This is a genomic window from Flavobacteriales bacterium (assembly GCA_016713875.1).
Taxonomy (GTDB): domain Bacteria; phylum Bacteroidota; class Bacteroidia; order Flavobacteriales_F; family PHOS-HE28; genus PHOS-HE28.
Genome location: JADJOI010000003.1, coordinates 1,062,024 through 1,075,743, shown reverse-complemented (window position 1 = coordinate 1,075,743; position 13,720 = coordinate 1,062,024). Strand labels below are relative to the sequence as shown.

General features: G+C 64.4%; 13 protein-coding genes and 2 tRNA genes. 7 read left to right on the top strand and 8 right to left on the bottom strand.

All coding sequences use genetic code 11. From position 1 onward, the window contains the following. Positions 1-2: 2 nt before the first annotated feature. Complete coding sequence (locus IPJ87_06025; GenBank protein MBK7941416.1) at positions 3-452, bottom strand: MarR family transcriptional regulator; 450 nt, start codon at positions 450-452, stop codon at positions 3-5. A gap of 88 nt (positions 453-540) precedes the next feature. On the opposite strand from IPJ87_06025, the gene IPJ87_06020 reads away from it, so the two are divergent. Continuing rightward, entirely contained in the window at positions 541-1,242 is a 702-nt protein-coding gene (locus IPJ87_06020; GenBank protein ID MBK7941415.1) for a class I SAM-dependent methyltransferase, read from the top strand. Here IPJ87_06020 and IPJ87_06015 read toward each other — a convergent pair whose 3' ends face one another. The 6 genes from IPJ87_06015 to IPJ87_05990 form a co-directional block, all read right to left on the bottom strand. Continuing rightward, positions 1,243-1,650, bottom strand: coding sequence for a DUF983 domain-containing protein (locus tag IPJ87_06015; protein MBK7941414.1), 408 nt, complete (start codon positions 1,648-1,650; stop codon positions 1,243-1,245). Positions 1,651-1,759: 109 nt separating this feature from the next. After that, the gene (locus IPJ87_06010) at positions 1,760-3,112 is read right to left on the bottom strand and encodes an OmpA family protein (protein MBK7941413.1); all 1,353 of its coding nucleotides are present in this window, start codon (positions 3,110-3,112) and stop codon (positions 1,760-1,762) included. A gap of 92 nt (positions 3,113-3,204) precedes the next feature. Then, entirely contained in the window at positions 3,205-3,936 is a 732-nt protein-coding gene (locus tag IPJ87_06005; GenBank protein ID MBK7941412.1) for a hypothetical protein, read from the bottom strand. 17 nt (positions 3,937-3,953) lie between these two features. Next, complete coding sequence (msrA, locus tag IPJ87_06000; GenBank protein ID MBK7941411.1) at positions 3,954-4,607, bottom strand: peptide-methionine (S)-S-oxide reductase MsrA; 654 nt, start codon at positions 4,605-4,607, stop codon at positions 3,954-3,956. Between the two features lie 26 nt (positions 4,608-4,633). Next, positions 4,634-5,875, bottom strand: coding sequence for a DNA (cytosine-5-)-methyltransferase (gene dcm / locus IPJ87_05995; protein MBK7941410.1), 1,242 nt, complete (start codon positions 5,873-5,875; stop codon positions 4,634-4,636). 72 nt (positions 5,876-5,947) lie between these two features. After that, positions 5,948-6,020 (bottom strand) — tRNA-Gly (locus IPJ87_05990). A 167-nt stretch (positions 6,021-6,187) separates the two neighbouring features. Here IPJ87_05990 and IPJ87_05985 point away from each other — a divergent pair. From IPJ87_05985 to IPJ87_05975, 3 genes are all read left to right on the top strand, one after another. Further along, entirely contained in the window at positions 6,188-6,874 is a 687-nt protein-coding gene (locus tag IPJ87_05985; protein ID MBK7941409.1) for a response regulator transcription factor, read from the top strand. Between the two features lie 61 nt (positions 6,875-6,935). Next, a tRNA-Pro gene (locus IPJ87_05980) sits at positions 6,936-7,013 on the top strand. A gap of 392 nt (positions 7,014-7,405) precedes the next feature. After that, positions 7,406-7,597 (top strand): hypothetical protein, encoded by a 192-nt coding sequence (locus IPJ87_05975; GenBank protein ID MBK7941408.1) that lies wholly within the window; start codon positions 7,406-7,408, stop codon positions 7,595-7,597. Between the two features lie 411 nt (positions 7,598-8,008). Here the strand turns inward: IPJ87_05975 and IPJ87_05970 are convergent, their stop codons facing one another. Beyond that, complete coding sequence (locus tag IPJ87_05970) at positions 8,009-8,407, bottom strand: hypothetical protein (protein MBK7941407.1); 399 nt, start codon at positions 8,405-8,407, stop codon at positions 8,009-8,011. A gap of 70 nt (positions 8,408-8,477) precedes the next feature. Between IPJ87_05970 and IPJ87_05965 the strand changes: the two genes are divergently transcribed. The 3 genes from IPJ87_05965 to IPJ87_05955 are packed head-to-tail and all read left to right on the top strand — an operon-like array spanning position 8,478 to position 13,641. Continuing rightward, positions 8,478-9,551, top strand: coding sequence for a ligase-associated DNA damage response exonuclease (locus IPJ87_05965; protein ID MBK7941406.1), 1,074 nt, complete (start codon positions 8,478-8,480; stop codon positions 9,549-9,551). Further along, complete coding sequence (locus IPJ87_05960) at positions 9,548-11,158, top strand: ATP-dependent DNA ligase (GenBank protein ID MBK7941405.1); 1,611 nt, start codon at positions 9,548-9,550, stop codon at positions 11,156-11,158. Before IPJ87_05965 ends, IPJ87_05960 begins: the two co-directional genes overlap by 4 nt. Next, complete coding sequence (locus tag IPJ87_05955; protein ID MBK7941404.1) at positions 11,155-13,641, top strand: ligase-associated DNA damage response DEXH box helicase; 2,487 nt, start codon at positions 11,155-11,157, stop codon at positions 13,639-13,641. Before IPJ87_05960 ends, IPJ87_05955 begins: the two co-directional genes overlap by 4 nt. Positions 13,642-13,720 lie beyond the last annotated feature (79 nt).

The window sequence follows — 13,720 nt, the reverse complement described above, 5'->3', positions numbered from 1 at the left end:
GTTCATCCGCGCAGGTCGTCGAGGATCCGGTTCAGGGTGTGGGCGTCCTCCTTGGACAGCCGGGCGTGCTTCTCGGCCAGCGCGGGACGCAAGGCAAGGTCCACCTCCTCCAGTAAGTCCAGGCCCTTGGTGGTGATGCTCACGTACACCACGCGACGGTCCTCCTCGCATCGGACCCGCTCCACCAGACCCTTGGTGATCAGCTTGTCCGTGAGCCGGGTGGCGTTCGGCGCCCGGTCCAGCATCCTGCACTTCACCTGATGCATGTTCATCCGGCCCTTCGCCCCGCGCAGGATGCGCAGGATGTTGTACTGCTGCAGGCTCAGGTCATGCGCGGCAAGGATCGGAGCATGGCCACCCTTGAACCAGTTCGCCGTGAACAGGACATTGAGCAGGGCCTTGTGCTGCTCACTCTCGAACCGGCTCTTCAACTCCTCCTCCAGCGCAGGCATGCCGCAAAAGTAACCGGGGGCATCCGTTCCATGGAAAATGATCCCGGCCCGGTGCCTGCCCCTACTTTTGCGCGTCTTCTCACCGCTCATGAACCACCTCACCGCGGCCGGATCCGCCGCTCTGCTCCTCGTTCTGGCCGCCTGCGAACCGACCGCCCGGCCGACTGACACAAGCACGAACGTCAGCGCCTCCCGGTCGTCCACATCGACCGCCGACAACGGGCAGTGGGCCCAGGAAGCGGCGTGGCGGCAGCCCGAGGTCCTTTGGACCCTGATCCCGAACGTGGCGGGCACCAGGGTGGCCAACCTGTTCGCAGGCGATGGCTACTACGCGTTCGAGCTGGTGAAGGCGGGGGCCCGGGTGATCGCCATGGAGCAGGATGCCGGTCTGGTGGAGCAGATCAAGCAACGCGCCAAGGCCCAAGGGATAAGCCCTGATGTGCTGGAAGTGCGTTTGGTGCAGCAAGGGACCGGATTGACACCCGGTGAGGCGGACATGGCCTTCTGTGCCAAGTCCTACGTGACCATCCCGGATCGGATCAATTACCTCCGGCAGGTACGGTCGGCGCTGAAGACCCCGGCACCGCTGATCCTTGTGGACTTCGTGCCCGCCGAGACCCCGGTGGGACCGCCGATCCAGGACCGGATCCCGGACCAGGCGGTGATGGACGAGATGGAGCTGTTGGGCTGCACCGACATCGGTGCCTATGGTAAGAAACTGCCATACCAGTGGGTCGTGATCGCCATGGATTTCGTGGCCGACCCGAACGAGGCGGAGCCGCTTCCGTGATCAGCGGTCACTTGCCTTGGCCCCGGGCGAAGCTGCGGCCGGCCCCTGGTAGCTGTAGAACAGGTTGGCCCAGATGATCTTGCTCAACGCGTAGAGCACGGGCCCCAACACCACGAGGGAGCCCAGCACGGCGGCCACGAGCACGCCGGCGCTCGCCGATGGGAACAGCACGATGACGGCCACATAGACGGTAACGAATGTGGCCACTGCCAGAGCGTAGCTCACGTACATGGCCCCGTAGTAGAACCCCACCTCCCGGTGGTAGCTGCGGCCGCAGGCCGGACAGCTCTTCCGCACTTCCCCCAGCTTGCTGAACGCGAACGGGTTGTCGTTCTCGAAGAAGGCGCCTTCGTGGCAATGCGGGCACTTGGACCGGAGGATGCTGTAGAGCTTCTGACCCTTTTTCATGCGGGACAAAGATGGGACCGCCAGACCCGCCCTTCGGTGACACCGATCACTACGAACGAAGAAGGGAGAGGCGTCGCCTCTCCCTTCTTCACGATCGTCGCTCCAAGGATCACTCCCAGAACACCACCTTGAATTCCACCCGGCGGTTCTTGGCACGGCCGGCGGCGGTCTTGTTGTCCTCGATGGGCTGGGTCTCACCGTGGCCGAAGCTGCGGGTGCGCTCACCAGAGACACCTTTGTCCGTGAGGTACTTCTTCACGGCGGCGGCCCGGTCGTCGCTCAGCTTCATGTTCTTGGCGTCGTCGCCCTGGTCATCGGTGTGCCCGTGGATCTCCAGGTTGTAGCTGGGGTTCTCGGACATGACCTTCACCACTTGGTCAAGGATGGCGAAGCTTTCCTTCTTGATCACGCTCTTGCCGCTCTCGAACTTCACGCCGGTCAGGGCTTTCTCGAAGAGCTTCTTGGTCTCCTCCTTCAGTTCAGGGCAGCCCTTCATGCTGGCCACACCGGCCACATCGGGGCAACGGTCGACGTTGTCCGTGATGCCATCACCATCGCGGTCCGGGCAACCCTGCTTGTCGGCGGGTCCGGCAGCGTCCGGGCAGGCATCCAGTTTGTCGGTGATCCCGTCCCCATCGCGGTCCGGGCAACCACCCAGGGTGGGCAGGCCTGGCTCCTGCGGACACTTGTCCTCCTTGTCGATCACGCCGTCGCCATCGGTGTCCGGCTCAGGATGAACCGTCAGGCTCACGCCATCGATGTAGTAATAGGCGCGCTGGCTGTCACCGCCCTCAACGGCCTTGGTCTTGTCCATGCCCGCGGCGGGGAACGCACCGATGACGATGAACTTCTCGGTGCCATCGGCCACGAAGCTGCCCTTCACTTCCGTCCAGTTCTGCTTGTCCGACACCATGTCGGCGCTGGACACCTGCGCCTTCTCGGTGATGAAGTGCCGGTGGTTGTAGGCCAGCTGCACCGGTGAGAAGTAAGCACCGACATGGCTCACCGCCCGGTCGCTGTTGCTCGCCAGTTTCACGCGCAGCACCACGTCGTACTCCTGGCCGGCCGTCAGCGGGCTGGTCAGTTCCTGCTGCAGGTATTCGCTATAGCTCTGAAAGGCCGGGCGGAAGGGACCTTCATTGTGGTCCATCACACGCTTCCAATTGCGGCGCTGGTCATCCTTGTAGGCCACGAATCCGGCATAGCGTTCGCCCTCGAACGCCCCGGTGCTTCCCAGGTCGTTGTCGGGAACGCCCACATAGCAGGCGTCCTTGTTGAAGAGGTCGGCGGAACCGGCGTTGGCGTTCGTCCAACCAGCGGCCAGATGGAGCTGGTCCCAGGTCTTCACCGTCCCGGTCGTTTCTTCGAAGCCCGGGTTCTTCACCAGGTTCGGGCCGGTCTGGGCCACCGCCTGCAACGACAGCAGGGCCGGGGCCAGGAACATGGAGTAGTGCAACTTCATGGTGTTCGGATTGGTGCGCTTGGCAAAGCCCCTAGTGAGGCATTCCAGCGCCGCAAATGTAACCGGACGGTTCAAATGGGGACCAACAATGGTCAGTTGATGACCGGTTCCACGCTGACGGCGTCGATGAAGTAGTAGGCGTACTTGTTGTCCGGCCCTTCCACCTGACGGACCGCCTCGAAGCCCACATAAGGGAAAGTGCCGATCACCAGATGGCGCTCACCACCGTCCGCCTCGAACGTACCGCTCACCTCCACCCATGAGCCACGCTGGTCCAGGACCGCGGTGGAGGCCACTTGGGCTTTCTCCTGCAGGAAGCGGCGATGGTCACCATGCAGCGCCACTGGTGAGCAGTATGCCCCAAGTCCGCTCACCGCACGGTCGCTCATGGGGGCCAGTGCCGCCATGAACCGCACGCGCACCTGTTCCCCTGCGGTCAAAGGGCGCGTCAGCTCGATCTGGATGTACTCGGCATACACGTTCCACCCGGGTGCGAAGGGGTCCTGCCGCCCTTCGTCATACGCGTTGAACCGACCGTCGTCCTTCCAGGCGAAAAGGCCAGCGTAGCGGTCCCCCTCCACCGGCTCGATGCTGCCGTACAGGTTCCCTGGCACCGCCACGTCCGGATGGCCCGCGTCGCGGGTGAAGAGGTCCGCGAAACCCAGGGTGACCGCGCCCCAACCCACCGCCCGGCCGATCTGGTCCACGGCCGACACCTTGCCTTTCACGGACTCAAAACCACCGTTCGGGACCAGGTTCTGGGCCTGGGCCACCCCGGAAAGCAAGATCCAACTCAGAAGGGCCAGAGGGAACGAACGGCGCATGGCCGCAAGGTAGCCCCTCAGGGTTTGAGCTTCTCGGCGAACACCTTGCGGAACTTCTCCAGCTTGGGTCGGATCACCAGCTGGCAATAACCCTGCTCGCCGTTCTGGGCGTAGTAATTCTGATGGTGGTCCTCGGCCGGGTAAAAGGTCGTGAGCTCCGTGATCTCCGTGACGATGGGGGCTGGGAACGCACCACTGGCGTTCAGCTTGGCCTTGTAGGCCTCAGCCAGCTCTCGCTGTGCGACGGAGGTGGCGAACACAGCGGACCGGTACTGAGCGCCGATGTCGGCGCCCTGTCGATTCAGGGTCGTCGGATCGTGCGTCTGCCAGAACACCTCCAGCAGTTCGTCGAACGTGATCCGCCCTGGGTCGAACACGATCCGGGCGACTTCGGCGTGGCCAGTGGTGCCGGCGCAAACTTCCTTGTAGCCCGGGTTCTTCACGTGCCCTCCGGTGTAGCCACTGGTCACTTCGAGCACGCCATCCAGCTCGGTGAATACGGCTTCCACGCACCAGAAACAGCCGGCGCCGAGGACGGCGGTATCCGTGTTCGTGGCGTTCGATGAGGGATCCAGGTCGGTCGTCATGGTGTGTTGGTCAGTGGATCGTGATCCTCCCTGGCAGGCACAGATGCAGACCAGGGTGAATGCCAAGGTGATCGGGGCTCGCATCGCCCTGAACAACGTGGTCCGGTGGCTCATCGTTCGCCGCTGATGTGAAATACCGTTAAGGCCCGGCCGATGCGTTCGACGATGCCCACCACCAGGGCGTTGCCCATGAAGAAGGCCCGCCAGGTGTCCGGTGTCCCGGCCGTATGGTCGTCCGGGAACATGTTCAACCGCTCCAGCTCGATCGGGGTCAATCGGCGGAAGCGTCTGCCGTCCACGGACACGACGTGCTTGAACCTCGAGGGCGCTTTGCCGCCTTCGCCGGTGACCACGGTGCGGCCGGGCTTGTCCAAGGGGTCGGGGAACGCCATGGCGCCTTCGCTATAGTGATAGGCGAACCCGTTGCGCGACACTTTCCGGGCCTCGCGTTTGGCCCCTTTGAGGTATCGCCAGCGTTTCAGTTCACCGCGTGGGGTCCGAAAGGCGGCCGGCACGTCCTTTTCCGGTTGAAGGATGTCCCCCAACGTAGTGGCCGGCCCAGTGTGCACAGGGCTTACATCCCGGGTCAGCACCAGGCCGTTCACCATCACACCGGCATTTCCGAAAGGCGATCTGCGCCCGTCACGGTTGAACCGGTCGGACAGCTTCCGGAGATCGGCCTCCAACCGGATGGCCGTGCCTTGACGCTTCAGCGCGAACGGGAACGCACCGGCCAGTACCCCATGGTCCTGCAGCAACTCGGCTGTCATTCCGCTCATCCGCTCGATGCGATGACCCACCAGGAACATCCGCCTCCGTCGCTGGGGCATGCCATAGTCCGCCGCGTTGATCACCCGCCACTCCACCGCATATCCCAGCCCCCAGAGGGAGCTCAGCATCACGGCCAGGTCACGTCCGCGTTGTCCGGCCGGTGAGCTCAGCAGCCGGTCCACGTTCTCCAGGACGAGATGGGCCGGCGGATGCCGATGATCGCGCAGCAGGCGGTGGATCTGCCACCACAGGACCCCTTTGCGTCCCACCAGGCCGCGGGCGTTGCGAAGGGTGCTGGCCACCGAGTAGTCCTGGCAGGGGAAGCCGCCCACGAGCACGTCATGGTCGGGGACGTCCTCCACCGGCACCGACGCGATGTCCCGATTGTCGTGATGGTCCGCGCCGAACCGCTCCACATAAACGGACGAAGCGTGCTGCTTCCTGCGTCCGGGCTCCCATTGGTTGCTGTACACGATCTGGTAGCCACCGGCCCGCTCCAGTCCCAGTCGGAACCCGCCCACCCCTGCGAAGAGCTCGGCCACACGCAGGGTGGGGTTCGAGCGTGGACGGCCGCGGGTCATGGGGCGCCAAATATCGGCCGCGGCGCGTTGGCCGCAACGAAAAGGTCCGGCGCTGGGCCGGACCTCTTCTCGAGCGGGAAACGGGATTCGAACCCGCGACCCTCAGCTTGGGAAGCTGATGCTCTACCAACTGAGCTACTCCCGCGCTCTTGCCATGCGCTCCTGCCGACGGCAACGCGCTTGGGCGGCGAAGATAGATCGACCATGTCCATGGTGACCTCCTGCCGTCTGGTGGACCTTAACCTAATTTTGACAGGCCCTTAACGTCACACCCCTATAGCCCTCCTTGCTTTGCAGCCGACGAACGTGAACATGGCGGGAACCCTTGCACCCAAGGTGCTACTGGTGGACGATGAACCGGACATCCTGGAGCTGCTCCGGTACAATCTGGAACGCGAAGGCTATCGGGTGGCCACCGCTCAGAACGGCAAGGACGCGCTGCGGATCGCCAAGGCCGAGCGGCCGGACCTGGTGGTGCTGGACATCATGATGCCCGGTATGGACGGCGTCGAGGTGTGCAATCAATTGCGCCAGATGCCGGACATGAAGCACGCGCTGATCACGTTCCTCACCGCCCGCGGCGAGGACTACAGCCAGATCGCAGGGTTCGAGGCCGGGGCGGACGACTACATCACCAAGCCGGTGCGACCGAAGGTGTTCGTCAGCAAGGTGAAGGCGCTGCTGAAGCGCAGCCCGGGCGACCGCAACGAGGGGCAGATGCTCGAAGCCAACGGCATCCGGGTCGATCTGGAAAAGGTGCTCGTGTTCAAAGGCTCCGAAGAGCTGCAGCTGCCCAAGAAGGAGTTCGAGCTGCTGGTGCTGCTGATGAGCAAGCCCGGCAAGGTGTTCAAGCGGGAGGAGATCTACGCGCACATCTGGGGTACGGAGCTGTTCGTCGGGGACCGCACGATCGATGTGCACATCCGCAAGCTGCGTGAGAAGATCGGCGAGGATCGCATCCGCACGATCAAAGGCATCGGATACAAGTTCGACGCCTGATCGGCCACCACCTATATTTGCCGCCCTCATCGACCGGGACCCCTCCCGGAACATGGAGCTACGGGGTGTAGCTCAGCCCGGTTAGAGCGCTACGTTCGGGACGTAGAGGCCGGTGGTTCGAATCCACTCACCCCGACCAGACCAAGCCCTGGTGACGAAGTCACCGGGGCTTTTTCGTTCCCGGCCGCGCCACACTACGCAGGACCAGGTCCGGCTGGGGGGCTGACCTCGCGAAGCGGTATCGAGCGCAGGCTTGCTGTTCTCCTGGCCCGCCCGGAACGGGTGATCGACCCCAGCCGGTGTCGATCGTTCCTGAGCGGTCCGGGTGGTGGAAAGCGGACCCCATACGGACGAGGTCGGGCGGTGGCCGGGGCTTCCATGCCAGCTCCACTACACGGACAACCTCCTCGCGCGCAGCGGGTTCTAACCGTGCCGGTGGCTGGGTGTCCGCCACCGTTCGTCGAACAACGCGATTTTCCGGCTTCCGAGAGGCATCCCTTGTGACCAGGCCTGCGTCTAGCGAGAGGAACCATGTCGCGCGCTTACAAAATAGCGTTGATCCTCAAGAGCCGCAGCAGCCTGCCGGTCTATAAGGACCTCACCAAGCTCACCGACCGTGAGCTGGATGAACAGGTCCTGGCGTTGGTCTCCCGCATGCGCCGCAACGAAAGCGCCGTCATCGCCCGGATGGTCCTGCGCCAGCCTACGTTCAGCCTCAACTGAGGTCAAGGGCCTAGGGCGCTGCGAGTGGCCGTAGGTGCGGCGTAGCCGGGCGTTCGTTGTAGCATGTCCCGGACATGACCGTTGCACGGTGCCGTGCGTTCGAGGTATTGTGCTCTGCCCTTGACCGTGTGTGCTGGTTGGTCGACCCACCCGGTCGAGGAACCGCAGAACGCTGACCGCGCATATCGGGGTGGTCAGCAGAGTGCCCGGTCGATGCGGGATCGGTCCGCGCACCTGGTATCATCGCACGACATCCAGCCGATCCTATATTTGCCGCATCAGCCACACCATGAGCGACCATCATCACGAAGGGCATTTCCCTGAAGAGGCGGAGCAGAACGAGATCGGCGGGCCTGTCGTACTGGCCTTGATGATCCTGGTCAGCATCGTGCTGATGATCTGGGCGGCGAGCTAGGAGCCCAGATCGCCCGAGCGCGCCAGGTACTCGTCCCGACGGACGAGCATGAACCAGTTCTCCCCAAGGTCGAGGTAGCCCTGCTCGAAGCAGAACACGTAGGTGTTGCCTGCCTTCGTGCGATGCACGTTGGTGTGGTACATGAAGTTGAAGCCGCGCTCGATGAGCTTGTCGCGGTGAACGCGCGTCTTTCCTTCGGGTCCCGTGTTCAGTTCGCTCAATACCCTCCTGTTCCGCTTCAAGGCATTCACCACGTTGCGCACATAATTGATGGGGGCGTTGTTGGCTTGGTAGTGATACTGATTCCGGCAGGCATCAGAGCAAAAGCGCTTGTCCAAGCGCCCAACGATGCGCTCCCCACATTCCAAGCAAACACGTTCGTTCGCGGCGGGCATGATCCGAAAAGTACGTGATCGTCGGCGTTCAGGTCGCTGAACCCGCAGTTCAGCCCGATACCTTGTGACCATGGCTTCGACGCCGTTGTTGTCCTTCTCACCTTCCGGGATCCGGTGTGAGCAGGCCGATGTGTTCATCGACCCGTGGCGGCCGGTGGACCGGGCCATCATCACCCACGCCCACAGCGACCATGCCCGGCGGGGCAGCCGGCACTACCTCGCCTCTCCCATCACCAAGGCCCTGATGCACGCCCGCCTTGGCGATGACCTGCGCATCGACACGCTGCGACCCGGCCAGACGGGTACCATCAATGGAGTGAAGTTCTCCCTGCACCCGGCCGGCCACATCCCCGGCAGCATGCAGGTGCGGGTGGAGTATAAGGGCGAGGTGTGGGTGACCACTGGCGACCACAAGCGCCATCCGGACGGCATCAGCGATGCCTTCGACCCCGTGCGCTGCCACACCTTCATCACAGAATGCACCTTCGGACTGCCGATCTATCGATGGAAGGAGCCGGTGGACGTGTTCGCCGAGATCAACGCCTGGTGGCGTGTCAATGCGGCCAACGGCGTGTGCTCCGTGATCAGCGCCTACAGCCTGGGCAAGGCCCAGCGCGTGATGACGAGCGTGGACCGGAGCATCGGTCCCATCCTGGTGCATGGCGCGGTGGCCAACATGAACATCGTCTTGCAGCAATGCGGCTTAGAGCTGCCCGCCTGGGAGCACATCACCAAGGACACGCCGAAGGAGCGCTTCCGCAACGCACTGGTCATCACGCCCGGTTCAGCCCTCGACACGCCCTGGACGAACCGGATGAAGCCCTACAGCACCGCCATGGCCAGTGGATGGATGCAGTTGCGCGGCTGGCGGCGCCGCAGCAACATCGACCGGGGCTTCGTGCTCAGCGACCACGCCGACTGGGATGCGCTGCTGCTGGCGGTGAAGGAGAGCGGTGCCGAGCGTGTGATCGCGACCCACGGATACACGGAGCTGTTCAGCCAATACCTCTGCAGCGTGGGAATGGACGCGACCGCAGAATCCACGGAGTTCGCAGGTGAGGCCGGCTCAGAACAGGGTGCTGATCTCCCAGATGGCGCGCGTAGCGTCGACCCGCCGGGTCGACCCGGAACAACCACACCATGAACCGGGAGGCAGCGCTGTTCGATGCGTTGGACGCGACCACGTCCACCACCTCCAAGGTGGAGGCGCTGGCCGCATATTTCCGTGCGGCGGAGGACGTGGACAAGCTGTGGGTGATCGCGCTGCTCAGCGGGCGGCGGCCCAAGCGGCCGGTGACGAGCACGCAACTGCGCCAGTGGGCCGCGGAGGTGAGCGGCATCCCCGACTGGCTGTTCGAGGCCAGTTACCACGTGGTGGGCGACTTCGCCGAGACCGTGACGCACATCGCGAAGCTGGAGCAACGGGTGGAGCGTTCGCTGGCGGATTGGGTACGCTATGTCGAAGAGCTGAAGGACCTGCCGGAAGCGGAGAAGGCCGCGCGGGTGAAGGCCGCATGGGCAGGACTGGAAGGCATGGAGCTCTTCGTGTTCAACAAGATCATCACCGGCGGGTTCCGGATCGGGGTGAGCCAGAAGGTGATGGTGAAGGGCTTGAGCAAGGCCACCGGCGTGAACGAGGACACCCTGGCGCACCGGCTCATGGGCGACTGGAGCCCGCACCACATCACCTTCCACGGCTTGGTGCATGGGGCCAACGATGGCGACGACCACAGCCGCCCCTACCCCTTCTACCTCGCCTACGGCATCGATGGACCCGAAGGCACGGCCGCCGGTGCCGGGCTGCAGGACCTGCTGCCGCTGGGTGATCCGCGCAATTGGCAGGCCGAGCACAAGTGGGACGGCATCCGTGGGCAGCTGATCGTGCGCGGCGGCCAGCTTTACGTGTGGAGCCGGGGCGAGGAGCTCGTTACCGACAAGTACCCGGAACTGGAAGCCTTGCGGAAGGCCTTGCCCGATGGCACCGTGCTCGATGGCGAACTGCTGGCCTGGAAGGATGGCACGGCGCTGCCCTTCGCCGAGCTGCAGAAGCGCATCGGACGGAAGAGCGTGGGCAAGAAGCTGCTGGCCGATATACCGGTGATCTTCATGGCCTACGACCTGATGGAGCATGCCGGCGCCGATATCCGTCAGCGGCCCTTGAGCGAACGGCGCCAACTGCTTGACGGCATCGTGGCCGCCGCACAGCACCCGATGCTCACGCTCTCGCCCACCCTCCCCTTCACCTCCTGGGAGGACATCGTCGCGCACCGCGAGCATGCCCGCGCGACCAGCATCGAGGGATTGATGCTGAAGCGGCTCAGCAGCAGCTACGAGGTGGGCCGTCGTCGTGGCGACTGGTGGAAGTGGAAGGTCGACCCGCTGAGCATCGATGCCGTGCTCACCTTCAGTATGCAGGGCCACGGCCGCCGTGCCGACCTGTACACCGACCACACCTTCGGCCTTTGGCACAGTGGGCAACTCGTCACCTTCGCCAAGGCGTACAGCGGCCTCACCGACGCCGAGATGCTGGAGGTGGACGCCTTCGTGAAGAAGAACACGCTGGAGCGCTTCGGTCCCGTGCGGCAGGTGAAGGCCGAACTGGTGTTCGAGATCGCCTTCGAGGGCATCAGCCCTAGTACGCGCCACAAGAGCGGCGTGGCCGTAAGGTTCCCGCGCATCGCACGCTGGCGGAAGGACAAGAAGCCGCAGGACGCGAACACCCTGGAAGATCTGAAGGGCATGATCCGATGAGCACGCCTTCAACGCGGCTTACCGAGTGGTTCAGCACCCAAGGGTGGACCGCACAGCACTTCCAGCGCGCAGTGTGGGCGCACATGGCCGAGGGCCGCAGCGGCCTGCTGAACGCGCCCACCGGGACCGGAAAGACCTATGCCGTGTGGGGTGGTGTGGCCAACCACGCGCTATTGAACGGTTCGAATGCCCGGGGCCTGCGCGCCCTTTGGATCACCCCGCTGCGCGCCCTGGCCGGCGAGATCGCGGAGAGCGCCCAGCGGATGTGCGATGGTGTGGAGCTGGATTGGAAGGTGGGCGCGCGCACCGGAGACACCAGTACCAAGGAACGCGCGGCGCAGAAGAAGGCCCTGCCCCAGCTGCTCGTCACCACGCCCGAAAGCCTGCACGTGCTGCTGGCCACCAAGGGCTACGCGGACCTCTTCAAGCACCTCGATTGGTTCATCGCCGACGAGTGGCATGAGCTGCTGGGCAGCAAGCGCGGCGTGCAAGTGGAGCTGGCCCTGAGCAGATTGAAAGCCCTGCGCCCTCAGCTGGGCATCTGGGGCATCAGCGCGACGATCGGGAACCTCGAGGAGGCGATGACGGTCCTGCATGGCGCCGACATCATGGATCGCACCCGTAGTGTCGACCCCATCGCCCGCCGAAGCCGTGGCGAAGGCGGGCCGGGTCGACCTACGCCGGTATTGGTGCGATCGACCATCAAGAAGCCCATCGAGGTCCGCAGCATCATCCCCGAGGAGGTGGAGCGGTACCCCTGGGCCGGGCATCTGGGCCTGAAGCTGGCGCACCGGCTGCTGCCCATCCTTGAGCAGAGCACCAGCACACTGATCTTCACCAACACCCGCGCGCAAAGCGAGATCTGGTACCACCACCTGCTGGACATCGCACCGGAGCTGGCGGGCACCATCGCCCTGCACCACGGCAGCCTCGACCGCGATGTGCGCGAATGGGTCGAAAAAGCGCTGGACGAAGGCCGATTGAAGGCTGTGGTGTGCACCAGCAGCCTCGACCTGGGCGTGGATTTCCGTCCGGTGGAGACCGTGGTGCAGGTGGGCGGGCCGAAGGGCGTAGCGCGCTTCGTGCAACGCGCCGGTCGCAGCGGTCACCGCCCCGATGCCGTGAGCCGCATCTGGTTCCTCCCCACCCACACGCTGGAACTGGTCGAGGCCGCAGCGCTGCGCCAGGCCGCCGACGAGGGCAGCATCGAGGCCCGGCAGCCGCTCTTCCGCTGCTTCGACGTGCTGGCGCAATACCTGGTGACGCTGGCCGTGAGCGACGGCTTCTCCCCCGCCGCGCTGTACGAGGAGGTGCGCTCCACCTGGTGCTTCCAGGATATCGCGCTTGAGGAGTGGGACCGGCTGCTCACGTTCATCACCACGGGTGGCAAGAGCCTCACGGCCTACGATGAGTTCCGCAAGGCCGTGGTGGATGAAGATGGCATGGTCCGCGTGCACGACCGGCGCGTGGCGCTGCGGCACAAGCTGAGCATCGGCACCATCGTGGGCAGCGAGAGCTATGCCGTGAAGCTCATCGGCGGCGGGCGCATCGGCACGGTGGAGGAATGGTTCATCAACCAGCTGAAGCCGGGCGATGTGTTCTGGTTCGCAGGGCGCAGCCTGGAGTTCGTGCGCGTGCACGGGCTGGTGGCGCAGGTGCGCAAGAGCCGCGAGAAGAAGGGCAAGATCCCCAGCTGGCAGGGCGGACGCATGCCCTTGAGCAGCTACATGGCCAAGGTGCTGCGCACCCAGCTCACCGCGGGGGAAGGGAACGCGGAGATGGCCGCCGTGCAGCCCATCTTGGCGCGCCAGCGCGAAACGAGCATCGTGCCTACCGGGGACGAGCTGCTCATCGAGCGCTTCGAGAGCCGCGAGGGGCACCATGCGGTGATCTACCCCTTCGAAGGGCGGCTGGTGCACGAGGCCATGGGCTCGCTCCTCGCCTTCCGCATGAGCCTGCTGAGGCCGATCACCTTCAGCATCGCCATGAACGACTACGGCTTCGAGCTGCTGAGCGACCAGCCCATCCCCATCGAAGAGGCGCTGGACAACGACCTCTTCAGTCCGCAGGACCTGCTGAGCGACCTGCAGCGCAGCCTCAACGCCACCGAGATGGCCAAGCGCAAGTTCCGCGACATCGCCAGCATCGCCGGGCTGGTGTTCAAGGGCATGCCCGGTCGCCAGCTGAAGGAGCGGCACATGCGCGCCCACAGCGGCCTCTTCTTCGATGTGTTCCGCGAGCACGAGCCCGAGCACCTGCTGCTGCGCCAGGCCTACGACGAGGCCTTCGATGTGCAGATGGAACTGCCGCGCATGCGTGAAGCGCTGGAGCGCATCGGTCGCCAACGCATCGTGCTGAAAGACCCGGGCCGCTTCACACCCTTCGCCTTCCCCATTTTGGTGGATCGGCTGCGAGAGAAGCTCACCAGCGAGCAGTTGGAGGACCGGATCCGCAAGATGACGGAGAGGTTGGAGAAGGCGTGATCCTGCATCGGAGGACGATCAGCTGCCCAAAGAACAGCGAAGCCACCCCTCCGTTCATCCATGATCCCTCATCTTCGAG

Bases quoted from the DNA above. Each gene is read 5' to 3' on its own strand.
- IPJ87_06025 (MBK7941416.1), bottom strand. From the start codon at position 452: ATGCCTGCGCTGGAGGAGGAGTTGAAGAGCCGGTTCGAGAGTGAGCAG.
- IPJ87_06020 (MBK7941415.1), top strand. From the start codon at position 541: ATGAACCACCTCACCGCGGCCGGATCCGCCGCTCTGCTCCTCGTTCTG.
- IPJ87_06015 (MBK7941414.1), bottom strand. From the start codon at position 1,650: ATGAAAAAGGGTCAGAAGCTCTACAGCATCCTCCGGTCCAAGTGCCCG.
- IPJ87_06010 (MBK7941413.1), bottom strand. From the start codon at position 3,112: ATGAAGTTGCACTACTCCATGTTCCTGGCCCCGGCCCTGCTGTCGTTG.
- IPJ87_06005 (MBK7941412.1), bottom strand. From the start codon at position 3,936: ATGCGCCGTTCGTTCCCTCTGGCCCTTCTGAGTTGGATCTTGCTTTCC.
- msrA (MBK7941411.1), bottom strand. From the start codon at position 4,607: ATGCGAGCCCCGATCACCTTGGCATTCACCCTGGTCTGCATCTGTGCC.
- dcm (MBK7941410.1), bottom strand. From the start codon at position 5,875: ATGACCCGCGGCCGTCCACGCTCGAACCCCACCCTGCGTGTGGCCGAG.
- IPJ87_05985 (MBK7941409.1), top strand. From the start codon at position 6,188: ATGGCGGGAACCCTTGCACCCAAGGTGCTACTGGTGGACGATGAACCG.
- IPJ87_05975 (MBK7941408.1), top strand. From the start codon at position 7,406: ATGTCGCGCGCTTACAAAATAGCGTTGATCCTCAAGAGCCGCAGCAGC.
- IPJ87_05970 (MBK7941407.1), bottom strand. From the start codon at position 8,407: ATGCCCGCCGCGAACGAACGTGTTTGCTTGGAATGTGGGGAGCGCATC.
- IPJ87_05965 (MBK7941406.1), top strand. From the start codon at position 8,478: ATGGCTTCGACGCCGTTGTTGTCCTTCTCACCTTCCGGGATCCGGTGT.
- IPJ87_05960 (MBK7941405.1), top strand. From the start codon at position 9,548: ATGAACCGGGAGGCAGCGCTGTTCGATGCGTTGGACGCGACCACGTCC.
- IPJ87_05955 (MBK7941404.1), top strand. From the start codon at position 11,155: ATGAGCACGCCTTCAACGCGGCTTACCGAGTGGTTCAGCACCCAAGGG.